A 23078-nucleotide genomic window follows, 5' to 3' on the forward strand; every position below is an offset into this window, starting at 1 on the left:
GCCAAGGCGTGGATATGCGAGGAAATTCTTCGCAAGGCCTTGGCGTTGAAGGCATTATTCATAGAGATAAAAAATGACGTCTATCCGGCGGTCGAAAGTCTATTTGGAGAGAGCGCCGTTATTCTGCCGAGCCCTTGCCATGTTTCGGCCTTTCCAAGGGCCGCTCGGCCGCATAACTCGCCTATCAGGTGAGGCGTCGGCGCCACGTTCACACCGCCTCAAGACCTCGGCGCCAACCTCGCCTTGACCGGGAGTGAGCCCCCCGGGCATTGCAAAGGGGGCTTTAGCAGAGGGGCCATGCCATGAAGCTGAGGGCGCGGCTTGCGCGGGACTGGAAGTTCTTCCAGGGGCTTCGGCGCACGCTGAAATGGGTCAAGCCCATTGCCCCGGACTCCCCGAACCTGATCTGCGACGACCTGGAGCGGGCCATCGACGAGCACCGTGAGCGGCCGGCCATCACCTTCGAGGGCAAGACCGTCACCTACGGCGAGATGGACGCCATCGCCAACCGCTACGCCCACTGGGCCAAGGGCCAGGGCATCACCCGCGGCCAGACGGTGGCGCTGTTCCTGCCCAACCGGCTGGAATACCTGCCCATCTGGTACGGCCTGACCAAGGTCGGCATCTCGACCGCCCTGATCAACAACAACCTGACCGGCGCGGCGCTGGCCCATTGCCTGAACATCTCCGGGGCCCTGCACTGCATCGTCGACGCCGAGACCTCGCCAGCCTTCGAGGCGGTGCGCGGCCAGCTGGCCCGGCACATGAACCAGTGGACGCTGGGCCCGGTCAGCGGCGATCGGCGTGACTTGACCACGGCCCTGAAGAGCTGCAGCCAGCTTCGGCCCGATCGGCTGACGGCGCGGGGCGATCTGCGGGCCAAGGACACGGCCCTGTTCATCTACACCAGCGGCACCACCGGCATGCCCAAGGCCGCCCGCATCAACCACATGCGGGCCCAGCTCTACATGCGCGGCTTCGCCGGCTCGACCGGGGCCGAGAAGACCGACCGCATCTACCAGGTGCTGCCGCTGTACCACGCCACCGGCGGCATGTGCGCCATGGGGGCGGCGCTGCTGACCGGCGGCTCGATCGTGCTCAAGCGCAAGTTCTCGACCAGCCACTTCTGGAGCGACGTGGCGGCCGAGGGCTGCACCATGTTCGTCTACATCGGCGAGCTGTGCCGCTACCTGGTCAACGCCGAGCCGCATCCGGAAGAGCGGAACCACAAGCTGCGACTGGCCTTCGGCAACGGCCTGCGGGCCGATGTCTGGGCGCAGCTGCAGGAACGCTTCGCCATCCCCGAGGTGCTGGAGTTCTACGGCGCCACCGAAGGCAATGTGTCGATGTTCAACTTCGACGGCACGGTGGGCGCCATCGGGCGGATCCCCAAGTGGCTGAAGAAGCGGGTCAACGCGCGGATCGTGCAGTTCGACCTCGACACCGAACAGCCGATCCGGGGCGTCGGCGGCCTGTGCATCGAGTGCGGCCCCGGCCAGGTCGGCGAATGCATCGGCAAGATCGACGCCGGCGACGCCCGCACCAACTTCACCGGCTATGCCGACAAGGCGGCGACCGAGAAGAAGGTGCTGCACGACGTCTTCGAGAAGGGCGACGCCTGGTTCCGCACCGGCGACCTGATGCGCAAGGACGAGGAGGGCTACATCTACTTCGTCGACCGCATCGGCGACACCTTCCGCTGGAAGGGCGAGAACGTCTCCACCGCCGAGGTGGCCGAACAGCTGGCCCAGGCGCCGGGGGTGCTGGAGGCCAATGTCTACGGCGTGCCGGTGCCCGGCCAGGACGGCAAGGCGGGGATGGCGGCGCTGACGGTCGACGACGACTTCGACGTGGCGACCCTCTACCAGCGGGTCGAGAAGGACATGCCGGCCTACGCCCAGCCGATGTTCCTGCGCCTGCAGCGGCATATCGAGACCACCGGCACCTTCAAGTACCGCAAGCTGGATCTGGTCGAGGACGGTTTCGACCCGGCCAGGACCAAGGATCCGATCTACTTCAAGAGCCCGGCCAAGAAGGCCTATGTGAAGCTGACCAAGGCGACCTACGGCAAGCTGCTTGAGGGCGGGCTGAAGCTGTAGGGCTTATCGAAGCGACCAACCATTATAGCGCGGTCGCCGGGCGGCAAGCGCTGAAAACTGCCTATCACCTTGTTATCCCGTGCCTTTTCGGTAGTCCGGCTGTTGCCGGATGTGGCCCCGGGCGTGGGTCGGGCCGTGGGTCGCCCGTTGCCGGATGTTGGTCGGGATGGGCCCGCCTCGACCTACGCCTGGGCCGCCGGCGCGGTCGGCCCGATCCGGGCCCAGATCAATATGTCTAGACATATTCATCAGGCTAGGCGCCTCCCGACGGGCCGCGTTCAGTCGGGAAGCTGGTTGAACTTGCGAAGGCTCTGGTCGACGAGGACCTCGGGCATGAAGCGGCGCAGGAAGCGGATCTGGCCGGCGGCCTTGCCGGCCGTGTAGCGGCGCTTGGGCGACGGGGTGTTGGCGGCCTTGAGCACCGTCTTGGCCACGACCTCGGGCGGATCGCCCTTGCCGATCAGCTCACGCATCAGGATCTCGGCGTCGGCGCGGATGGCGTCATAGATGGCCAGCGGCCGGTCCGGCCGGGTCAGGTTCTCCTCGAAGGACGTGCGGGTCAGGCCAGGCTCGACCAGCACGACGCGGATGCCCTGGGTGCGCACCTCGTGGTCGAGGGACTCCGAATAGCCCTCCACCGCATGCTTGGTGGAGGCGTAGAGCGCGTTGAAGGGCGCGGGGATCAGGCCGAGCACGGAGCTGAGGTTGACGATCCGGCCACGGCCCTGGCGTCGCATGACCGGCAGCACCGCGTTGGTCACGCGAATGACGCCGAACAGGTTGACGTCGAACATGGCCTTGGCCTGCAGCATGGTGGATTCCTCGGCCCCGCCGAGCAGGCCGATGCCGGCGTTGTTGACCAGCAGGTCGATGCGTCCGGCGCGGCTCAGCACCTCGTCGACGACTTTGCGCACGGATGTCTCATCGACGACGTCGCAGACCAGCATGGCGATGCCGTCCGGGGTGTCGGGCAGCGGTCGCCGGCTGGTGCCGAACACGCGGTAGCCGTTGCGCCGCAGGGCCTGCGCCGTCACCAGCCCGATGCCGGAAGACGCCCCCGTGACCAGGGCGACGCCGCGTTCTGTCTTGCTCATCGATTCGGACCTTCATTTTGTCGTGGAATATCGAGAAGCAACCAGTTACTATCAAAACAGTATGAAGTCACTATCAAAAAGATATGGACATGAAAAATCTTGCCGACCAACCCTGCGTGATCGCCCGGAGCCTGGCGCTTGTCGGCGACGCCTGGAGCATGCTGATCCTGCGGGACGCCCACGCCGGGCTGACCCGCTTCGATGAGTTTCGCAAAAGCCTCGGCATCGCCCCGACCATGCTGACGACGCGGCTGGCGTCGCTGACGGCGGAGGGGCTGCTGGAGAAGCGGCGCTATTCCGAGCGGCCGCCGCGGGACGAGTATGTGCTGACCGAGGCCGGCAGCGACTTTCTGCCGGTGCTGTTCGCGATCGACGCCTGGGGGCGCAAGCACCGTGGAACGGGCGACGTGACCCGCTTCTTCGACGCTGAGACGGGAACGCAGATCGATGCTGTCACCATCGACCGGGCGACCGGCGCGCCGGTCGGCACGCGTCCGATCCGGATCGCCCGGGCTGAACCGGCGGGCTCGCCGACGGGCTCGGGAAACCGGGCCTAAACAGGGCGCGATTTGACGATCTCACATCGCTCCCTTCCCCCCTCCAGGGGCAGGGGTATCGCATATGACCGCGACGGGATGTTTGTGAGTTCGCCTCTGGGCTCCCTTCTCCCCTCGTGGGAGAAGGTGCCGGCGAAGCCGGCGGATGAGGGGGCTCCCCGCTATCCGAAACAGCCTGTCGCGACCGCCTCCGCGCGGCTGAAAGACCTATCGACCCCTCATCCGGCGCTTCGCGCCACCTTCTCCCACAAGGGGAGAAGGGACCTCTCACGGCGGCTGCCCCAGTCTTGGCCAGCTGGTTCCATATGCGATAGCCCCCCTCGATGGAGAAGGGAGAGTCGCGGCGCCTCATAGCCCTAGGGGTCAGGCCGGAAACACCAGGTAGCCCGTCTTCGGGAAGTGGACGTGGACCGTCCCCACGGCGGGGTCCTCGCGGGCGATGACGGTGCGGTGAGGGGCGGCGGCGACCAGGATCCCCTGCACGGGGTCGCGACCGTAGTCGTCGGCCATCACCGTCACCGGCTGCCCGGGCGTGAGCATCTGGGGGTTGGCCGCGTCGTGGTCGAAGACAGGGGCTGGCGTGGCCGCCCTGGCGACGGCGAGGGCGTCGGCGCCTGACATTTCGGTGCGGGTTCCGTGGCCGATGGCGGCGACACGGGCCTGCCAGTCGGGAAAGCGCGGCAGGCCCTGGGTCAGGCGCTCGACCATGGCCGGCAGGGTGCGGCCCAGGAACCAGACATTCATGTAGGCGGCGATATCGGCCAGGCCGGGCTTGGAACCCGACATCCAGGGCCCCTGATCCAGCTGATCCTCGATCCAGCAGGCTTGAGCACGCCACTGGCCGGCCAGGGCCGGGGCGACCGACTTCATGGCGGCGGTGTCGAAGGGCCGGCCCGAGAGGGCCTCGCGGTCCTTGATGAAGTCGGCGGGGACGTGCTCGCCCAGCTCGCCGAAGATGACCGGCACGGTGGTCTGGAAGAACAGCCGGTCGGCCCACAGGTTGATCGCCCAGTCGAGGCCGCCGCGCACCGCCGGCGGGTCGGGGAAGCGGCGCTCCAGCTCGGCCAGGATGACCTGGGTGTCGCAATAGACGTCGGCGCCGATCTGCAGCGAGGGCGTGCGGCGATAGCCGCCGGTCAGGGGGGTGTAGTCGGGCTTGGGCATGATCACCGGGATGTCGACCGACGACCAGCTGAGGCCCTTGAGGCCGAACAGCAGCCGCACCTTCTCCGAAAACGGCGAGGTGGCGTAGTGATGCAGGATCGGCGTGGTCATGGGCGGTTCCTCGGTCTTTTTCCCACCGTAGGCGAACGGACGGAGCGTCAACCAACCCCTATCGGCGGGGCGGGCGAAGGCTCATTTCGACCGTGATCCCGTCGCCGGCCGTGACCCCGGCTGCATGGCGGACCGCATCCTTGAGGGGCAGGAGGTAGCCGCCATCGCGGGGAAACAGGGAGGTGGTGAAGGCGACGCCGCCGACCGACGCCTCGACCGGAATCACGCCCCAGCCATAGGACACCGCCTTGGCCGCCAGCCGCAGGTCGGCCGTCAGCGCCTCCGGGATCGGGGCGAAAAAGAAGGGCGAGGGGCCGCGCCAGGAGATGATCTCGGCATTGAAGGCGAAGCGGATCGCCAGGGCGTCCTGGATGTCCATCCGGAGACTGTCGAACGCGAGACGTCGCCCTGCAAGCACCACATCGAAAAAGCACTTTACAATGCAAAGTGCCGTGGCTATACGGACGCACACACTCAGGGCTTTTCAGGGATTCGCCCCCGATGACCAAAGATCAGATTCAATCGGTCCGTGACGACATCGCCTTCATGCGGGCGCTGGCCGAGGAGGGGAGTCAGGTTCCGATGCTGGGGGGCGGCATCAGCGCCGCCGCCGGGCTGATCTTCGGCCTGGCCTCGGTGCTGCATTGGATGGTCCAGTCAGGCATCCTGCGGGTCAGCCAGTGGATGTTCCTGGGCATCTGGATTGGGGCCGGGGCGCTGTTCGGCATCGCCTGCGCCATCCTGATCAAGCGCACGCGCGGCCAGGCGGGGGCCAATTCCTCGGTCAACAAGGCCACCGGCTCGGCCTGGTCGTCGGTCGGCTTCGCGATCTTCACCACCTTCCTGGGGATGCTCGCCATCGCCTGGGTCACCAAGAGCGAGCAGGTGTTTTATATCTTCCCGGTGATGATCCTGGCCCTCTACGGGGCGGCCTGGTCGGTGGCGGCGGACATGTCGGGCAGGGGCTGGATCCGGGTGGTGGCGCTGGCCTCCTTCGCCGGGGCGGTGATCATGGGACTCTTGACCAACCATCCCATGCAGATGCTGGCCTATGCGGGCGCCCTGCTGCTGCTGGCCTTCGTGCCGGGCCTCATCCTGATGCGTCAGGAACCCTCGGACACGATTTAGTCAGGCTGCCGTCAGGAAGGTCCGCGTCATGGACGAGTTCGACATCGACAAGATCGACGAGGTCATCCACGGCCGGGTGCGGCTGGGGATCATGGCCTACCTGTCGGGCGCCGGCTCGGCCGACTTCAACGGGTTGAAGGCGAAGCTGCAGGCGACGGACGGGAACCTGTCGGCACATCTGCGCAAGCTGGAAGACGCGGGGTTCGTGGCCATCGACAAGAGCTTCGTGGATCGCAAGCCGCTGACGCGGGTGAGCATCACGGAGGCGGGGCGGAAGGCGTTCCGCGGGTATCTGGACGCCATGGCGCGGTTGGTGGAAGGGCGGGGATAGTCCCTCTCCCGTAGGGAGCGTCACCGTTCCTTCTCCCGCTTGTCGGGAGAAGGTGGCCCCCGAAGGGGGGCGGATGAGGGCAGCGCAGGCGCTTGACGAGCGGCGTTTCGCAATACAATGTTCTGTTTATGTTCACCATGCAGGACCAAATCCGAGCGAAGGTTATGCGCCAGGAGCCGACGTCGAACGAGGCGTGGCTGTGGAAGCATCTGCGCGGACGGAAACTGGCCGGGTTGAAGTTTCGGCGGCAGGTTCCGATCGCGGGATACATCGCGGACTTCCTGTGCGTGGAAGCCCGGCTGATTGTCGAGGCCGATGGGCCGACGCACGAAGATAGCGCCTATGATCGGGAGCGGGACGCGCGGTTGCGGATCGCCGGGTATCGGGTGCTGCGGTTCAAGAACTCGGAGATCGGGAACGATACGGCGAAGGTGCTTGAAACCATTCGGATAGCGGCGGGTCGATAGACGGCCGAAGCCGGTGCTGCCCTCATCCGGCCCCTTCGGGGGCCACCTTCTCCCGGCGAGCGGGAGAAGGACGCCAAACGAAAATGCCGGCTTCGCGGGAAGCCGGCATTCGCTTTCGGCAGGCGATAGTCGGTGACTACTTCACAACCTTCCCGTCCGCATCGACCACGATCACCGGGCCATAGCCCAGCCCCTTGAGGTCCTTCTCGATCTTGGCGCGGTCGCCGACCACCACCCAGATGACGTCGTCGGCCTTGACCACCCGCTTGGCGGCGGCGTTGACGCCAGCCACGTCCACCGCCTTCAGGCCCGGGGCGTAGGTGTCCCAGAAGTTGGCGGGGCGCTCCAGAGTGTAGAGGGTCGACAGCGAGCCGAGGACGGCGCCGCCGGTTTCCCACTGGCCGGGCAGCGACTGGGTCATGTCGGTCTGGGCCTTGGCCAGCTCGTCGGCGGTGATCGGGCGGCTGGCGCCGACCTCGGTCAGTTCCTTGCGGAACTCGACCATGGATTCCTTGGTCTTGTCGGTCTGCACGCCGGCGAAGGCCACGAAGGCGCGCGGGCCGAGCGAGCCGTTCATGAAGCTGCTGGCCCCGTAGGACCAGTGCTTGTCCTCGCGCAGGTTCATGTTCAGCCGGCTGACGAAGGAGCCGCCGAAGACGTTGTTCATCAGCTCCACCGACCGCTCGTTGCCCTCGTCGCGCGGGGCGGCGGGGATGGCGGCCAGGATGGTGGTCTGCTGGGCGCCGGGCTTGTCGACCAGGTAGATGGCTTTCTGGGCCGGCGAAGGCGGCGGGATGGTGGCCCGCACCGCCGGGGTCGGCGCCTTCCAGGCCCCGAAGCGGGCCTCCAGCCTGGCGGTCAGCTCGGCCATGGTGATGTCGCCGACGGCGACCAGCATGGCCCCATTCGGGTTCAGCTGGGCCTTGTGATAGGCGACCAGGTCTTCGCGGGAGACGCTGTTGATCGTCTCCTCGGTGACGTTGATCCCGTAGGGGTGGCTGGGCCCATAGACCTTCTCGGCGAAGACCCGGAAGGCCACCGACTGCGGCTGCTGTTTGGAGCGTTGCAGGGCGGCGATCTCAAGCTTCTTGAGACGGTCCAGCTCGGCCTGCGGGAAGGTCGGGCGCAGGACCACGTCGGCCATCAGGTCGAGCGAGGGATCGAGGTTGGCCTTCAGCGCCGACAGCCCGACCGAGGAGAACAGCGACCCGCCGCCGGACGACAGGCTGGCGCCCAGTTCCGACTGCTGGCGGCTGATGGTCAGGGCGTCACGGTTGCCGGCGCCCTCGTCCAGCATGCTCATGCTGAGGCCCGCCACCGAGCGGTCGCCGGCCGGCAGGTTGGCGTAGCCGCCGGGGAAGATCATGTTCAGCTCGACCACCGGCACGGCCGTGCGGCGGGCCAGCATGACCTTCATGCCGTTCGACAGGGTGGCGGTCTCGTACTTGTCGAAGGTGGCGGCGGCGATCGGGCCGACCGGCGGGGCCGGCTCGCGCTTGCCTTCCGGCAGGGCCGCGTCCTGGTAGGGATAGGGGGTCAGCTCGAGGGTGAAGTCGCCGTCGGTCAGCCAGGTATTGGCGGCCCTCTTGAGGTCGGCCGGGGTGGCCGTCTTCCAGGTCTCGAAGGTCTGTTTGTAGGCGTCGGGGCTGCCGCGGAAGACCTGGGATTCGGCCAGGATGTCGGACTTGCCGCCGAAGCCGCCGATGCGCTCGGCGCCGCGCACGAAGCCGGCCGAGCGGTCGACCTTGATCTTGTTGAGTTCGGCCTGGGTCGGGCCGTCGCGCAGAAGGATGGCAAGCTCCTCCTCGACCACCTTCTCGATCTGGGAGAGGGGCACGCCGGGCTTGGCGGTGACCTGGATGTGGAAGGTCGAGCCGATCTCGGCCTCGGACTGGAAGGCGCTGACGGCGGTGGCGATCTGGTCTTCATAGACCAGGCGCTTGTAGAGGCGGGCGGTCTTGTCGGAGGCCAGCACGTCGCTGAGCAGGGAGAGGTAGTCGGAGTCGGTCGAGCCGGCCTGCGGGGTGTTCCAGACGCGGTACCAGCGCGACTGGGCGACGCGGTCCTGGACCTCGGCGCGCTGGTGGCCGGTGCGCTTGGCGACCCAGACCTTCTGCTTGGTCACCGGCGGGCCGGCCGGGATCTTGCCGAAGTATTGCTCGACCTTGGCTTTCGCCTGCTCCGGGGTGATGTCGCCGGCCAAAACGAGGGTGGCGTTGGCCGGGCCGTAGTAGGTCTTGAACCAGGTCTTCACGTCATCGAGGCTGGCGGCGTCGAGGTCGGCCATCTCGCCGATGACGGTGTGGCCATAGGGATGGTCGGCGTCGTAGGTGCTGGCGGTTATGATGTCCCAGGCGATCGAGTAGGGCTGGTTCTGGCCCTGGCGCTTCTCGTTCTGGACGACGCCGCGCTGCTCATCGAGCTTGGCCTTGTCGATGGCGTTCACCAGCCAGCCCATGCGGTCGCTCTCCAGGTAGAGCACCTGGTCGAGGGCGGCGGTCGGCACGTTCTGGAAGTAGTTGGTGCGATCGGTGTTGGTGGTGCCGTTCATGTCGGTGGCGCCGAGCTTTTCCAGCGCCTTGAACCAGTCGGTGTTGGCGTTCTCCGAGCCGTTGAACATCAGGTGTTCGAAGAGGTGGGCGAAGCCGGTCTTGCCCTCGGGCTCGTTCTTGGAGCCGACGTGGTACCAGATGTTGACCGCCACGATCGGGGCCTTGTGGTCCTCGTGCACGATGACGGTCAGGCCGTTGGCCAGGGTGAACTTTGTATAGGGGATGTCGATGCTCGGCAGGGCCGGGGCGGCGGCCGGCGCCTTGGCCTTCTGCGCCAGGGCCGGGGAGGCGAGCGGAGTGGTGAGCAGGGCCGCGACGGCGGTCGCCGCGAGCAGGCGTTTGGCGAGATGCATGAAGTCCCCCAGGACTGGAAGCTGGCGGGGACGCCCCCGCGGATGACGCAACCTAAGGCGGATGCGGGCGCGGGGGGATTACGGTTTTGTCATGCTGGCAGTTGCTCCCCCTCCGGGGGAGCTGGCAGCGGCGTAGCCGCTGACTGAGGGGGGCACCGCCCGAGTCGGCGGGTAAACCTGTTGAAGCTGAGCCGCCGGTGGGGACCCCCTCCACCATCGCTGCGCGATGGTCCCCCTCCCCCGAGAGGGGGAGGAACTAGGCCTGCGCGCTCATCGTCATCGGCCGCATGCCGAGGTCGCTGAGCATCAGCGTGTCCTCGTCCATGCCCGGCAGCGGGGTGGTGAGGAGCTTGCCGCCGACGAAGATGGAGTTGGCGCCGGCCAGGAAGCAGAGGGCCTGCAGCTCCTTGCTCATGCCTTCGCGGCCGGCCGAGAGGCGGACCATCGACTTGGGGCAGACCAGGCGGGCGACGGCAATGGTGCGGACGAACTCGATGCCGTCCAGCTCGCCTTCGATCTTGATCTTGTCGCCCAGCGGCGTGCCGCCGACCGGCACCAGGGCGTTGACCGGCAGGCTGTCGGGGTGGGCCGGCAGGGTGGCCAGCTGGTGCAGCAGGCCGGCGCGGTCCGACCGGGTCTCGCCCATGCCGACGATGCCGCCGCAGCAGGTCGACATGCCGGCGTCGCGGACGTGGGCCAGGGTGTCGAGGCGGTCCTGGTAGGTGCGGGTGGTCACCACGGTCCCGTAGTACTCAGGCGAGGTGTCGAGGTTGTGGTTGTAGTAGTCGAGGCCGGCTTCCTTCAGGGCCACGGCCTGGTCGGCGGTGAGCATGCCGAGGGTGGCGCAGGTCTCCAGGCCCAGCGCCTTCACCCCGCCGATCATCTCGGCGACCTTCGGCAGGTCGCGGTCCTTGAGGTCGCGCCAGGCGGCGCCCATGCAGAAGCGTTGCGCGCCGCCGGCCTGGGCCGCCTTGGCGGCGGCGATGACGCTGTCGGCGTCCATCAGCTTGGAGGCCTGCAGGCCGGTCTTGAAGCTGGCCGACTGGCTGCAGTAGCCGCAGTTCTCGGCGCAGCCGCCGGTCTTGACGCTGAGCAGCTGGGAGAGCTGCAGCTCGGACGGATCGAACCAGCGGCGATGGACCTGGGCGGCCTGGAAGACCAGCTCCATGAACGGCAGCTCGAACAGGGCTTCGATCTCGTCCTTGCGCCAGTCGTGGCGGGGCAGGGCGGGGTCGGCGAACTGGACGGGGGCGTTCATGGGGAGCCTCAGGCTGGGATCAGGCGCGGTCCTTGTAGTGCGGGGAAGGGAGCAGGGGAACCCTCACGGAGGGTCACGCAGCCTCGGTGTTGGGGACTGGTTGTCCGCCGCGGGGAAATTTGACGGTGACCAGCCGGCGGCCGACGGACAACCTGTCCCCGATCTGGCGCTATGTCGGGGACAGGCACGCCGGGCGACGACGGAGCCTGGTCCTGATCGGACGGTGACGCGGCGAGCCAGTCCCCACCGCTACTGCTTGTAGATCCGCCCACCCCGCATCACGAAGCCGACGCTCTTCAGGACCCGGACATCCGTCAGCGGATCACCGCTCACCGCGATCAGGTCCGCCTGTTTGCCCGGTTCCAGGCTGCCGACCTCGCTGGACAGGCCCAGCAGGTCGGCGGCGTTGACCGTGGCGGCCTGGATGGCCTGCGCCGGGGTCATGCCGAACTTGACCATCAGCTCGAACTCGTCGGCGTTGCGGCCGTGCTTGGAGACGCCGGCGTCGGTGCCGAAGGCGATCTTCACCCCGCGCGGCACGCACTTCTGCAGGCTCTCGCCGGTGATCTTGATGCGCCAGTCGATCTTGGCGCGGACAGCCGGGCTGTAGGCGTTGGGGTCCTTGGCGATGCGCTCGAGGTAGCCGTTGATGGTCGACAGGGTCGGCACATAGTAGGCGCCGTTCTTGAGGAACAGCTTGATGATCTCGTCATCCATGATGGTGCCGTGCTCGATGCTGTCGGCGCCGTGCATCAGGGCCAGCTTGATGCCGTCGGCGCCGTGGGCATGGACGGCGACCTTCTTGCCGTAGAGGTGGGCGGTCGAGATCAGGGCCTCGGCCTCGTCGTCGAACATCTGCTTGCCGACGCCGGCCCCGATGATGCTGTTCACCCCGCCGGTGGTGGCGATCTTGATGACGTCGGCGCCGCGCGAGACCTGCAGCCGCACGGCCTGGCGGCAGCTTTCCGGGCCATCGCAGACGTTGGTCGTCGAGACGGCTTCGCGGAACTGCTCGTTGAGGCCCAGGCGGTTGTCCATGTGGCCCGAGGAGGTGGAGATGGCCGAGGCCGCGTCGATGATGCGCGGGCCATCGACCCAGCCCTTGGCGATGGCGTCGCGCAGGGCCAGGGTCACCCCGTCGCCGCTGCCGAGGTTGCGCACGGTGGTGAAGCCGGCCTGCAAGGTCTTCCTGGCGTTCATCTGGGCTTCGTAGGCGTGGGCCGGGACCGACTCGGTGACCCCGACCAGCAGGCCCTCGACGCCGGCCCGGTCGCTGTCGAGGTGGACGTGGCTGTCGATCAGGCCGGGGAGGACGAATTTGTCTTTCAGGTCGACGACCTTGGCGCCGGGCATGTCGACGTAGCCGTCCTTGACCGCCTCGACCTTGCCACCCCGGATGATGACGCTGGCCTGCTTGCGCGGGGCCTGGCCCGGGCGGTCGAGCAGGGTTCCGGCATGGACGACGATGAGGTCGCCGGTCGGCGGGTCCTGCGCCACGGCCGAACCGGCCAGCAGGGCGGCGGCCGCGACGGCGGCGGCGATCTTGAGCTTTCCGAACATGCGAACTCCCCAGCAAACTGGCGAGCAGCGTAGGACCCTCCATCCGATCAAACAATCCGTCATCCCGGCCGTAGGGTTGCGAGGATTTAAGGTGCAGTGGCGCCAGCCATTGCTAGGAATGGGGAATGAACCGCCTGCTGTCCCTGCTTGTCCTGTTGCTGGCCCTGCCCCTGATGGGGGCCGCGCCGGCGCCGTCGCTGACCTATGACCTGTCGCCGGTGACGGCCGACGGCCAGTTGACGGCCGTCGCCGTCACCCTGCGCTTCCAGGCCGACGAGGATGGCGAGACGCGGCTGGCGCTGCCGGACAGCTGGGGCGGCAAGGACGGCCTCTACAGGCATCTGGCGGACCTGACTGTCGAGGGCGGGACGGTGCGCGAGGATGGGCCGACGTCGCGGATCGCCAGCCATGCGCCCGGCGTCATGCTGGTCGTCCGCTACCGGGTGAACAACGGCTATGCCGGCGATCCCGACGCCGGCGACGACAATCCCTACCGGCCGATCGTGCGGCCGGGCTGGTTTCACCTGCTGGGCAACACCTGGGTGGTGCAGCCGGATGGTCGTGGCCGGCAGGCGGCGAGCGTGACCTGGACGGGCTGGCCGAAGGACTGGACCATCGCCTCGGACCTGCAGCATCCGAAGGCCGGCGAGCGGCTGACCCTGGGCGGGGTGATCGAGAGCGTGGCCCTGGGCGGCAGGGACGTCCATGTCCTCAGCCGCAAGATCCCCGGCGGCGTGCTGCGAGTGGCGATGCGCGGGGAGTGGCCGTTCACGAACGAGGCCTTCGCGACCGACGTGGCCAAGGTGATCGGGGCGCAGCGTGACTTCTTCGACGACGTCGAGGGGCCCTATCTGGTCACCCTGATCCCGGTCGAGGCGCCGGCCGGCTGGCAGTCGGTGGGCGGCACCGGGCGGGGCGACGCCTTCGCCCTGTTCTCGACGCGGGGCGACGTCGGTGACGAACTGCGCGGCATCCTCGGCCATGAGCACATCCACAGCTGGGTGCCGCGCGAGATGGTTCGGATGCCTGAGCCGGAGCAGACCGACTATTGGCTCAGCGAAGGCTTCACCGACTTCTACGCCTGGCGCACGCAGGTGCGTGGCCGGGTGTGGAGCCTGGAGCAGTATATCGCCGCCCTCAACGACGCCTTCCGCGAGTTCGACGGCTCGCCGGCCCGGGCTTGGTCGAACGCCAAGGTGGCCGAGGCCTTCTGGAGCGACGGCGATGCGCAGCGCATGCCCTACCGCCGCGGCGCCTTCCTGGCCATGCGCTGGGACGAGCAGCTGCGGCGCGAGAGTGGTGGCCGGATCGATCTGGACAATGTCGTGCTGGGCCTGCGCAACCAGGTGCGGGCGGCCAAGACCTGGGAGGAGGTTCCCGAAGCGCGGCCGGGGCTGATCGCCATGATGACGGCGCGGGGGCTGGATCCGAGCGAGGATATCGCCCGCTATATCGACGACGGCGAGATCGTCCCGCTCGATGGGGCGTGGTTCAAGGGCTGCGTCATCGTCGAGACGGCGCAGGTTCCGGTGTTCGACCGGGGCTGGGACGTGCCGAAAACCTCGGCCAGCGGGGTCGTCACTGGCCTCGATCCGCAGAGCCCGGCCTATGCCGCCGGCCTGCGCGACGGCATGAAGATCCTCAAGCGCGAGGGCGGCGCGCCGGGGGACTCGCGGGTTCCTTACGTGCTGCGGGTCAAGGACGGCGAGACCGAGCGGGTCATCACCTTCCGGCCCGAGGGCAAGGCGCGGATGCCGCTACGCACGGCGCGTCTGGCCGAGGGTTTGGACAAGGCGGGCCGCGAGCGCTGCCGCAAGGCGATCGGCGGCATATAAGGATATCTTTATATCCCGGTTGCTACGGGGCGGCGCGGCGGCTATAGACGGCGGCAATCATCTTTCGCCGCAAGGAGCACTCCGTGGCTGACTACATCGTGCGCGACATCTCGCTGGCCGACTACGGCCGCAAGGAAATCGCCATCGCCGAGACCGAAATGCCCGGGCTGATGGCCGTGCGCGAGGAGTTCGGCAAGGACCAGCCGCTGAAGGGCGCCCGCATCGCCGGCAGCCTGCACATGACCATCCAGACGGCGGTGCTGATCGAGACCCTGCAGGCGCTGGGCGCCGAGGTGCGCTGGGCCAGCTGCAACATCTTCTCCACCCAGGACCACGCCGCCGCGGCCATCGCCGCCACCGGCACCCCGGTCTTCGCCCTGAAGGGCGAGACCCTGGTCGAGTACTGGGAATACGCCCACAAGATCTTCGAGTGGCATGACGGCGGCTACCCCAACCTGATCCTCGACGACGGCGGCGACGCCACCCTGCTCTGCGTGCTGGGCCCCAAGGCCGAGAAGGACATCAGCGTCCTTTCCAACCCGCAGAACGAGGAAGAGGAAGCCCTGTTCGCGGTGATGAAGAAGTACATCGCGGAGAAGCCCGGCTTCTATTCGGCGATCCGCGACAGCGTCACCGGCGTCTCGGAAGAGACCACCACGGGCGTCCACCGCCTCTACCAGATGGCCGCCGCCGGCGACCTGCCGTTCCCGGCCATCAACGTCAACGACAGCGTCACCAAGTCGAAGTTCGACAACCTGTACGGCTGCCGCGAAAGCCTGGTCGACGCCATCCGCCGGGGCACCGACGTGATGCTGTCGGGCAAGGTGGCCGTGGTCTGCGGCTACGGCGACGTCGGCAAGGGCTCGGCGGCTTCGCTGCGCCAGGGCGGCGCCCGCGTCATCGTCACCGAGATCGACCCGATCTGCGCTCTGCAGGCGGCGATGGAAGGCTATGAGGTCCAGACCCTGGACGACAGCGCCGGCCGCGCCGACATCTTCGTCACCGCCACGGGCAACAAGGACGTCATCACCGTCGACCACATGCGGGCGATGAAGAACAATGCGATCGTCTGCAACATCGGCCACTTTGACTCGGAAATTCAGGTCGCTGGCCTGAAGAACTTCAAGTGGGACGAGATCAAGCCGCAGGTCCACCACATCGAGTTCCCGGACGGCAAGAAGGTCATCCTGCTGTCGGAAGGCCGCCTGGTGAACCTGGGCAACGCCACCGGCCACCCGAGCTTCGTGATGTCGGCGTCGTTCACCAACCAGACGCTGGCCCAGATCGAGCTGTGGACCAACAAGTCCAAGTACGACAACAACGTCTACACCCTGCCCAAGCACCTCGATGAGAAGGTGGCCATGCTCCACCTGGCCAAGCTGGGCGCCAAGCTGACCACCCTGCGCAAGGAACAGGCCGACTACATCGGTGTGCCCGAGCAAGGGCCGTTCAAGCCGGATCACTACCGCTACTAGGACCCGCGAAAGCCGATTGATGAAGGGGCGGAGGCGCAGGTCTCCGCCCCTCTTTCTTGCCGGTCTAGCAGTTGGCGAGCAGGTACCAATGGTAACCGATGACGCCGAGCAGCACGGTTCCACCGATCTTCTCCATGCCGGCCAGCATGGAACTGGATTTGCGTAGCGCTGGCCCCTGGTCCCAGAAGGCCTTCGGGAACACGACCAAGACAATGATCGTCGCGACGATACAGGCCGGGACGGCGGCCTTGAGAGCGCCCACCCACCACTCGTCGGAATAGCTGCAGGCGGCGTGAAACAAGGGCGCGGCGAAGAAGCCGTAGAGGCCGAACAGCACGCTGCTGGCGAAATACCAGAAGACCGCCTGTCCCGCCGAATAGGCCTGGATGCGCATTTCCCGCGGCTTCCGGGCCTTGCTTATGCCCAGTCCCAAGAGAACCAGGGCGATCAGCGCCAGTACAGTTGTCCCGCCATCCATGGTCAGCCCCCCATCAAGCGAAATTACAATGCAAGATTGTGTACTTGCAACCCCACGCCTTTCTGGGGCGTCTGTCTGTCAAAAGGCCATGGCGCGCCGCCCGCGCCTCCGCTAATCCCTTGGCCATGCCCATGGCGCTCCTTCTTTCCAGCCACGTCGCAGGCAGCCGCGTGGGCGGTTCGGCCCAGGCGCTGGCGCTGGCCAATTTCAAGATCGATCCGGTGCACATCCCCACCGTGCTCTACGGCCGCCACCCCGGCTGGGGCGCGCCGGGTGGGGCGCAGGTGCCGATCGAGGCGTTCGAAGGGATGCTGGACGGGGTCGAGGCCAACGGGCTGTTCGGCCTGGTCGACCTGGTGATCACCGGCTATTTCGCCTCCGTCGAACAGGTGCGGGCGGCCGGCCGGGCCATCGATGCGGTGCGCGCCGCCCCGCGCGAGGGGGCCTTCGCCCGCAAGCCCTACATCGTCGTCGACCCGGTGATGGGCGACGCTGGCAAGGGGCTCTATGTCGGAGCCGATGTCGCCAGCGCCATCCAGGACGACCTGGTCCCCCGCGCCGACCTGATCACCCCCAACGCCTGGGAGCTGCAGCGGCTGTCGTCGCTGGACGTGCGCGACCCGGCCTCGGCGGTGCGGGCGGCGCGCAGCATGGGGCGGCCGGCGCTGGTCTCCTCGGTGATGCGCGGCGGCGAGATCGGCGTCGTCTTCGCCGACAAGCGCGAGGCCTGGCTGGCGGCGCACCAGAAGCAGGACAATGTGCCCAGCGGCACGGGCGACCTGCTGGCCGCCCTGTTCGCGGCGGCAATGCTGGAGGGCCAGACGCCGTCCTACGGCCTGGCGCGGGCCGTCGGCGGGTTGGCGGAAACCGTCGCGGCGGCCGCCATCTGGCAGTCGCCGGAGCTGCCGATCGTGGCCATGGGGCCCAAGATCAAGAACGCCAGCCCGACCGTGCGCATGGAGCGGCTGGCGTGACCCCTGACATCCACGGCCACTGCGACGTCGCCTTCTCGGCGGTCTGGGAAGCCTTCGAAGCCAACTTCGCCGAGGGGCTGGAGCTGGGCGCGCGGTTCAGCCTGGTGCATGAGGACGAACTGGTCGTCGACCTGTGGGCCGGCCATGCCGACCGCAAGCAGACGCGGCCTTTCGATCAGCGCACCCTGACCATGGTCTATTCGACCACCAAGGCCATCGCCGCGACGATGATCGCCCGCCTGGTCGAGCAGGGGAAACTGGCCTTCGACCAGCCGGTCGCCGAGGTCTGGCCCGAGTTCGCCCAGAACGGCAAGGAGGCGATCACCGTCGCCCAGGTTCTGTCGCACCAGGCCGGGCTGCCGGGTTTTGTGGCCGAGATGGACCCCGCGTTGTGGTTCGATCCGGCCGCCATCGCCGAAAAGCTGGCCGTCATGGCCCCGATGTGGCCGCCGGGCAGCGCCAGCGGCTACCACGCCCTGACCGTGGGCTACCTGACCGCCGAGATTTTCCGCCGGGTCGACGGCCGCTCGATGGGCACGGCGTTGAAGGCCGACATCTGCGATCCGGCCGGCCTCGACCTGTGGATCGGCCTGCCCGACGAAGAGCACGGCCGTGTCGCTGAGCTCAAACCCCCCGGCGCCCTGCCGCAGTTTGGCGAGGTCACCGACCCCAAGCGGGCCGCCTTCCTGAGCCCCTGGGCGGCGCCCAACGGCCGCGGGCCGGAGTGGCGGCGCCTGGAAGTGCCGTCGGCCAACGGCCACGCCACGGCGCAGGCGCTGGCGAAATTCATGGGCGCCCTGGCGGGCGCCGGTGACATCGACGGCGTCCATGTCCTGTCGCCCAAGGTGCGCGACGAGGCGCGGGCCCAGCGGATCAAGGGCCAGGACCTGGTGCTGCCCTATGTGCTCAGCTGGGGGGCCGGCTACATGCGCAACCCGCCCAACATGTTCTTCGGCCCCAGCGTCGAGACCTTCGGCCACAGTGGCTGGGGCGGCAGCTGCGCCTTCGCCGACCCGGCGGCGCGGCTGTCCGGCGCCTATGTGATGAACCGCCAGGACGTCCACCTGATCGGCGACCCGCGCAGCCGGCGGCTGATCAACGCTGCCTACGAGAGCCTCTAGGCGACGTTTTGCTCGGCGGCCTGCCGGGCGAAGGTCACGCCCTCCGCCCGCAGGATGAGCACGAACTGGCGGATGTTCGGATAGAGGTCGATCACCCGCCGGACGCAGAAGTCCAGATGCCGGCCCTCCATCCGCGACAGGACGCCGGCCGGCGTGCGGCCGACGAAGGTCTCGGCCTCCAGCTTGGCGACGAACCGGCGGGTGGTTTCGCGCGACAGGCCGGTCATGCCGGCCAGGGCAGCGATGGTGACCGGACGGCGCAGGGAGTCGGGCGGCGGCACGAAGCCGCCGTAGAAGGCGTTCAGCCGGGCGTCCTCGAGCAGCGGCCACTCGTTGGCCAGGATGACGGCGGTGTGGACCAGCATCAGCCGCAGGTCGCCGTCGAAGTCACGGATGGCGCTCTCCACCCAGCGCAGGATGAAATGGTCATAGATGCGGCCGACCAGCAGCAGCCGCTGGCGCGGGCTCGGCTCCGGTCCGGGCGGCGGCAGGTCGGGCCCTTCCTGCTGGGCGAAGTCGACGCCAGCCGCCCGCAGATGCTGCATGAAACGGCAGACGGTGTCGTACAGCTCGCGGCGGGCGGCCAGGGCGGCGGCGTCCTCGCCGAGGCGCAGCGGGGCGATCAGGCCGTCGGCGCCGCGCTGGATGAAGCCCTGCGCCTCCAGCATCATGACGTTGCGACGGGTGGTCTCGCGCGAGACGCCCAGCGACTGGGCCACGGCGGTGGTGGAGATGGGGCGAGGCGGGCCTTCCCAACCTGGCGGCCGGTTGGCCTGCTGGATGGCGACCAGCAGCACCGCCAGCTCGTATTCCCCGCCGAACGGCCGGGCAATGGCCTGGATCCACTGCAGGACCATCTCGCCAAAGGCCCGCGCCACGGCGCGATGCTTGATCTGGTCATCGCCCATGGCTGGACGATAACACGGTTCTGCCAAACCGGCGACGCGGCGCCGCGCCTCAGGCGACCGACAGCACGCTGGCGATCTGTTCCTCGATGACGGTGAACTTCGAACGGCCGCGAAGCGCTTCGAACGGGGCGGCCACGCCATTGACCAGATAGGTCATGCCGCGCCCGGTCGAGGGCTGCACCCACAGCCCGGAGACCAGGCCGTAGGCGTCGCCGGCGTGGCCGATCCAGCCGGCGCAGTCCGGGAACAGGCTGTCGCCGCCGGCGTCGGTGAGGATCTGCACGCCCAGGCCATAGGCGAGGATGGCCCCGCCATAGGCGTCGCCGTTGGGGCTGGCAGCGTCGTAGCGCCAGACGGGGGTGGCCATCAGCTGCACCGTCTCGGGCTTGAGCAGGCGGACGGTGTCGACCTGGCCGCCGCCGGCCAGCAGGCGGGCGATGACCTCCAGGTCGCGGGCGCTGGCCCGCAGGCCCCCTTGCGGCGAGAAGACGAAGCCATTGCCGCCCTCGTACTCGTCGGGAGTCAGGCGCAGGGTCTCGCCCTCGGGCGAGCGGGTGACGGCGATCTCGGGCTCTTTGGGGATCGTCGCGTCGAGCTGGGCCCGCCAGGGACCGGCGGCGTTCCACGGGCCCTCCTCGGACGGCGCCTTGCGGTAGAGGGCGGCGCCGTAGTTCCGCAGCCGCTGCGGCACGCCCGACCAGTTGTAGCCGCACGCCAGGCCCAGGGGCTCGAACACCCGGCGGGTCATGTAGAGGTCGAAGCGCATGCCGGTCATCCGCTCGATCAGCTGGGCGATGACGGCGAAGTTGACGTCGGCGTAGGCGAAGTACTGGCCGGGCGGCTGGGTGGCGGGGCCGAACCAGGCGCCATTGTCCCACTGCTTGCCGGCCGGGGTCAGGGCGTCGGCCAGCTGGCGGCCGAGGCCGACCGGGTAGCTGGGACCATTGCGCAGGCCGCTGGTGTGGCTGAGCAGCATGCGCGGGGTGATCGGGACATCGGGGAACAGCGGATGGCGCAGGGAAAAGCGCAGGAGTTCGGAGACGTCTTCGTCGAGGCCGATGCGGCCTTGCTGCTGCAACATCATGAAGCCGATGGCGGCGACCAGCTTGGAGATGGAGGCGATGCGCATCGGCGATTCGGTGCGCATGATCCGCCCCGCTTCGAGGCCATCGACGGCGTAGCCGCCGGCCTTGGCGAGGACGGCGGTCTGGTCAGGCTTGCGGAAGGCGATGGCGGCATAGCCGGGGATGGCGCGCTTGGCATCGCCGGCCCCGGTGAGCAGGCGGGAGAAGGGGTCGTCCTGCGCCCAAGACACAGCGAGGGGGGCGGGGGAGGCTGCGGCGGCGGCGGCTGTCGCCATCAGGGTCCGTCTGGAAATCACGCTCAGGGCCTCCGGTGAAGGGTCAGGATACACAGTTCCTCCCCCTTCGGGGGAGGGGGACCATCGCGAAGCGATGGTGGAGGGGGTCCCCACCGGCGGTGCAGCTGAAAGAGCGGCCGCGAACGCTCGCGGTGACCCCCTCCGTCAGCGGCTGCGCCGCTGCCCCCTCCCCCGAGAGGGGGAGGAACTGGATCACTCAGCCGGCGCCACCACCGCGCGGCGCGACATCCGCCAGGCGCCCCAGGCGAAGACGGCGACGCCCGCCCAGATGAAGGCGAAACTCAGGGCCCGCATGGGGGTGAACAGCTCGCCCAGCGCCAGGCCGACAAAGAACTGCAGGGTGGGCGCGACGAACTGCAGGAAGCCGAGCGCGGTCAGCGACAGGCGGCGGGCCGACCAGGCGAACAGGGCCAGGGGCGCGACGGTGGCCGGGCCGGCGGCCAGCAGCAGCAGGGCGACGTTCCAGCCGGTCAGGAAATGACCGCCGCCGCTCGACTGCAGCCAGACGACATAGGCCAGCCCCGGCAGGGCCAGGTAGGCGCATTCGAAGAACAGGCCGGTCTGGGCGTCGGCCTTCACCTGTTTGCGGATGACCCCGTAGGCGCAGAAGCTGACCGCCAGGCCGAGCGAGATCAGCGGCAGGTGACCGAGCGCAAAGGTCTGCACCGCCACCCCGACCGTGGCCAGGGCGATGGCGATCTTGCCGCTCAGCGGCATGCGCTCGCGGAAGAACAGGGCGCCGACGGCCATATTGAGCAGGGGGTTGATGTAGTAGCCGAGGCTGGCCTCGATGACCTTGTGGTCGTTCACCGCCACCACATAGATGGCCCAGTTGACGAAGATGGCCGCCGTGGAGAGGGCCAGCAGGCCGAGCGTCCGCGGTTCGGTCAGCACCCGGCGCACGTCGGCGCCCTGGCGCGACAGCCAGACCAGGCCGAGCGCCCAGAAGACGCTCCACACCGTGCGGTGGGCGATCATCTCGGCCGTGCCGACACCGAGGGCGCCGAGCAGGTGGAAATAGAGGGGCAGGAAGCCCCAGATGCCGTAGGCCCCGAGCCCCGCCAGCAGGGCGGCCTGGCCTTCATTCTGAGGTTTGGGCAAGACACACACTCCAGAAAAGTTGAAGGCCCGGGACCTTGGGGTCCCGGGCCTTCCTATTCGCTCCGCTTGTTGCGGCGCTTTCGGTTAAGCCAGGGCCTTCTGATTGATCAGGCCACGCTCGTGCAGCAGCTGGGCGATCTGGACGGCGTTGAGGGCGGCGCCCTTGCGCAGGTTGTCCGACACCACCCACAGCGACAGGCCGTGCTCGACGGTCGGGTCGTTGCGGATGCGGCTGACGTAGACCGGAAACTCGCCCTGGACTTCCTTGGCCGTGGCGTAGCCGCCGTCCTCGCGCTTGTCGATGACGACCAGGCCGGGGGCCTCGCGCAGGATTTCGCGGGCCTCGTCGTCGTCCAGCGCGGTTTCGAACTCGATGTTCACCGCCTCGCTATGGCCGACGAAGACCGGCACCCGCACGCAGGTGACGCTGACCTTGATGTTCGGATCGAGGATCTTGTGGGTCTCGTCCTGCATCTTGCGCTCTTCCTTGGTGTCGCCCGAGCCGTCGTCGAGGAAGACGTCGCACTGGGGGATCACGTTGAAGGCGATCTGCTTGTGGTAGACCTTCGGCGGCGGGGCGCCGAGGACGAAGACGCCCTTGGTCTGGTCCCACAGCTCGTCCATCGCCGCCTTGCCGGTGCCGGACACCGACTGGAAGGTCGAGACGACGATCCGCTTCACCCTGGCCGCGTCATGCAGCGGCTTCAGCGCCACCAGCAGGCCGGCGGTGGTGCAGTTGGGGTTGGCGATGATGTTCTTGGCGCGGAAGCCCTCGATGGCGTCCGGGTTCACTTCCGGGATGATCAGCGGCACGTCCGGGTCCATCCGGAAGTGGCTCGAGTTATCGATCACCACCGGGCCGGCGCGGCCGATCTTCTCGCCCCAGGCCTTGGAGACCGAGGCGCCGGCGCTCATCAGCACGATGTCGACGGTGGTGAAGTCGAACTGCTCCAGATCCTTGCATTTCAGAATCTGCTCTTTGAAGGAGACTTCCATGCCCATGGATTTGCGGGACGCGATCGCATGAATCTCGTCGACCGGAAATTCCAGTTCCTCGAGGATGTTGAACAGCTCGCGACCCACGTTGCCCGTGGCGCCGACGACGGCCACTCGGTAGCCCATCGGTAGTCT

20 protein-coding genes are annotated in these 23078 nt (G+C 68.0%); 9 read left to right on the plus strand and 11 right to left on the minus strand.

Annotated features, from left to right (window positions below; genetic code table 11):
• Nucleotides 1–302: 302 nt before the first annotated feature.
• Nucleotides 303–2099, plus strand: a complete 1797-nt coding sequence (locus AC1RSK_RS04485) for a long-chain-acyl-CoA synthetase (protein WP_492905908.1) — start codon at nt 303–305, stop codon at nt 2097–2099.
• Nucleotides 2100–2377: 278 nt separating this feature from the next.
• On the opposite strand, the gene AC1RSK_RS04490 is transcribed toward AC1RSK_RS04485, so the two are convergent.
• Nucleotides 2378–3193 carry an oxidoreductase gene (locus tag AC1RSK_RS04490; protein WP_492905910.1) on the minus strand — a complete coding sequence of 272 codons (816 nt, stop codon included), beginning with the start codon at nt 3191–3193 and terminating at the stop codon, nt 2378–2380.
• Between the two features lie 89 nt (nt 3194–3282).
• Here AC1RSK_RS04490 and AC1RSK_RS04495 point away from each other — a divergent pair, with 89 nt between their 5' ends.
• Nucleotides 3283–3750, plus strand: coding sequence for a winged helix-turn-helix transcriptional regulator (locus tag AC1RSK_RS04495; RefSeq protein WP_492905912.1), 468 nt, complete (start codon nt 3283–3285; stop codon nt 3748–3750).
• Nucleotides 3751–4113: 363 nt separating this feature from the next.
• On the opposite strand, the gene AC1RSK_RS04500 is transcribed toward AC1RSK_RS04495, so the two are convergent.
• Both AC1RSK_RS04500 and AC1RSK_RS04505 read right to left on the minus strand, forming a co-directional pair.
• The gene (locus tag AC1RSK_RS04500) at nt 4114–5025 is read right to left on the minus strand and encodes a glutathione S-transferase family protein (protein ID WP_492905913.1); all 912 of its coding nucleotides are present in this window, start codon (nt 5023–5025) and stop codon (nt 4114–4116) included.
• Between the two features lie 58 nt (nt 5026–5083).
• Complete coding sequence (locus AC1RSK_RS04505; RefSeq protein ID WP_492905915.1) at nt 5084–5404, minus strand: DUF1905 domain-containing protein; 321 nt, start codon at nt 5402–5404, stop codon at nt 5084–5086.
• Between the two features lie 122 nt (nt 5405–5526).
• Between AC1RSK_RS04505 and AC1RSK_RS04510 the strand changes: the two genes are divergently transcribed.
• The 3 genes from AC1RSK_RS04510 (at nt 5527) to AC1RSK_RS04520 (ending at nt 6951) form a co-directional block, all read left to right on the plus strand.
• Nucleotides 5527–6153: a hypothetical protein gene (locus tag AC1RSK_RS04510; protein WP_492905917.1), complete on the plus strand. Its 627-nt coding sequence runs from the start codon at nt 5527–5529 to the stop codon at nt 6151–6153.
• A 28-nt stretch (nt 6154–6181) separates the two neighbouring features.
• A complete protein-coding gene (locus tag AC1RSK_RS04515; RefSeq protein WP_492905918.1) occupies nt 6182–6484 on the plus strand; it encodes a winged helix-turn-helix domain-containing protein in 303 nt (100 codons plus the stop codon).
• 92 nt (nt 6485–6576) lie between these two features.
• A complete protein-coding gene (locus AC1RSK_RS04520; RefSeq protein WP_492905920.1) occupies nt 6577–6951 on the plus strand; it encodes an endonuclease domain-containing protein in 375 nt (124 codons plus the stop codon).
• 136 nt (nt 6952–7087) lie between these two features.
• On the opposite strand, the gene AC1RSK_RS04525 is transcribed toward AC1RSK_RS04520, so the two are convergent.
• From AC1RSK_RS04525 to AC1RSK_RS04535, 3 genes are all read right to left on the minus strand, one after another.
• Nucleotides 7088–9856 carry a M16 family metallopeptidase gene (locus tag AC1RSK_RS04525; RefSeq protein ID WP_492905922.1) on the minus strand — a complete coding sequence of 923 codons (2769 nt, stop codon included), beginning with the start codon at nt 9854–9856 and terminating at the stop codon, nt 7088–7090.
• Nucleotides 9857–10112: 256 nt separating this feature from the next.
• Complete coding sequence (gene bioB, locus AC1RSK_RS04530; protein WP_492905924.1) at nt 10113–11114, minus strand: biotin synthase BioB; 1002 nt, start codon at nt 11112–11114, stop codon at nt 10113–10115.
• A 249-nt stretch (nt 11115–11363) separates the two neighbouring features.
• Entirely contained in the window at nt 11364–12674 is a 1311-nt protein-coding gene (locus AC1RSK_RS04535) for a metal-dependent hydrolase family protein (RefSeq protein WP_492905926.1), read from the minus strand.
• Between the two features lie 125 nt (nt 12675–12799).
• On the opposite strand from AC1RSK_RS04535, the gene AC1RSK_RS04540 reads away from it, so the two are divergent.
• On the plus strand, nt 12800–14509 hold the full coding sequence (locus AC1RSK_RS04540) for a M61 family metallopeptidase (RefSeq protein WP_492905928.1): 1710 nt from the start codon (nt 12800–12802) through the stop codon (nt 14507–14509).
• An 83-nt stretch (nt 14510–14592) separates the two neighbouring features.
• Nucleotides 14593–15984, plus strand: a complete 1392-nt coding sequence (ahcY, locus tag AC1RSK_RS04545) for an adenosylhomocysteinase (protein WP_492905929.1) — start codon at nt 14593–14595, stop codon at nt 15982–15984.
• 64 nt (nt 15985–16048) lie between these two features.
• Here the strand turns inward: ahcY and AC1RSK_RS04550 are convergent, their stop codons facing one another.
• A complete protein-coding gene (locus AC1RSK_RS04550; protein ID WP_492905931.1) occupies nt 16049–16462 on the minus strand; it encodes a hypothetical protein in 414 nt (137 codons plus the stop codon).
• A 125-nt stretch (nt 16463–16587) separates the two neighbouring features.
• Here AC1RSK_RS04550 and AC1RSK_RS04555 point away from each other — a divergent pair, with 125 nt between their 5' ends.
• Both AC1RSK_RS04555 and AC1RSK_RS04560 read left to right on the plus strand, forming a co-directional pair.
• Entirely contained in the window at nt 16588–17436 is an 849-nt protein-coding gene (locus AC1RSK_RS04555) for a bifunctional hydroxymethylpyrimidine kinase/phosphomethylpyrimidine kinase (protein WP_492905933.1), read from the plus strand.
• Nucleotides 17433–18557 carry a serine hydrolase domain-containing protein gene (locus AC1RSK_RS04560; protein ID WP_492905935.1) on the plus strand — a complete coding sequence of 375 codons (1125 nt, stop codon included), beginning with the start codon at nt 17433–17435 and terminating at the stop codon, nt 18555–18557. Before AC1RSK_RS04555 ends, AC1RSK_RS04560 begins: the two co-directional genes overlap by 4 nt.
• Here the strand turns inward: AC1RSK_RS04560 and AC1RSK_RS04565 are convergent.
• The 4 genes from AC1RSK_RS04565 to AC1RSK_RS04580 form a co-directional block, all read right to left on the minus strand.
• On the minus strand, nt 18554–19465 hold the full coding sequence (locus AC1RSK_RS04565; protein ID WP_492905937.1) for a DeoR family transcriptional regulator: 912 nt from the start codon (nt 19463–19465) through the stop codon (nt 18554–18556). The two genes, AC1RSK_RS04560 and AC1RSK_RS04565, sit on opposite strands and share 4 nt — an antisense overlap.
• Nucleotides 19466–19514: 49 nt before the next feature.
• Nucleotides 19515–20846 carry a serine hydrolase domain-containing protein gene (locus AC1RSK_RS04570; RefSeq protein ID WP_492905939.1) on the minus strand — a complete coding sequence of 444 codons (1332 nt, stop codon included), beginning with the start codon at nt 20844–20846 and terminating at the stop codon, nt 19515–19517.
• A 192-nt stretch (nt 20847–21038) separates the two neighbouring features.
• Nucleotides 21039–21947 carry an EamA family transporter RarD gene (rarD, locus tag AC1RSK_RS04575; RefSeq protein ID WP_492905941.1) on the minus strand — a complete coding sequence of 303 codons (909 nt, stop codon included), beginning with the start codon at nt 21945–21947 and terminating at the stop codon, nt 21039–21041.
• 84 nt (nt 21948–22031) lie between these two features.
• Entirely contained in the window at nt 22032–23069 is a 1038-nt protein-coding gene (locus tag AC1RSK_RS04580; RefSeq protein ID WP_492905943.1) for an aspartate-semialdehyde dehydrogenase, read from the minus strand.
• Nucleotides 23070–23078: the final 9 nt, after the last annotated feature.

The organism is Caulobacter sp. GW821-FHT11A05 (genome assembly GCF_058809015.1).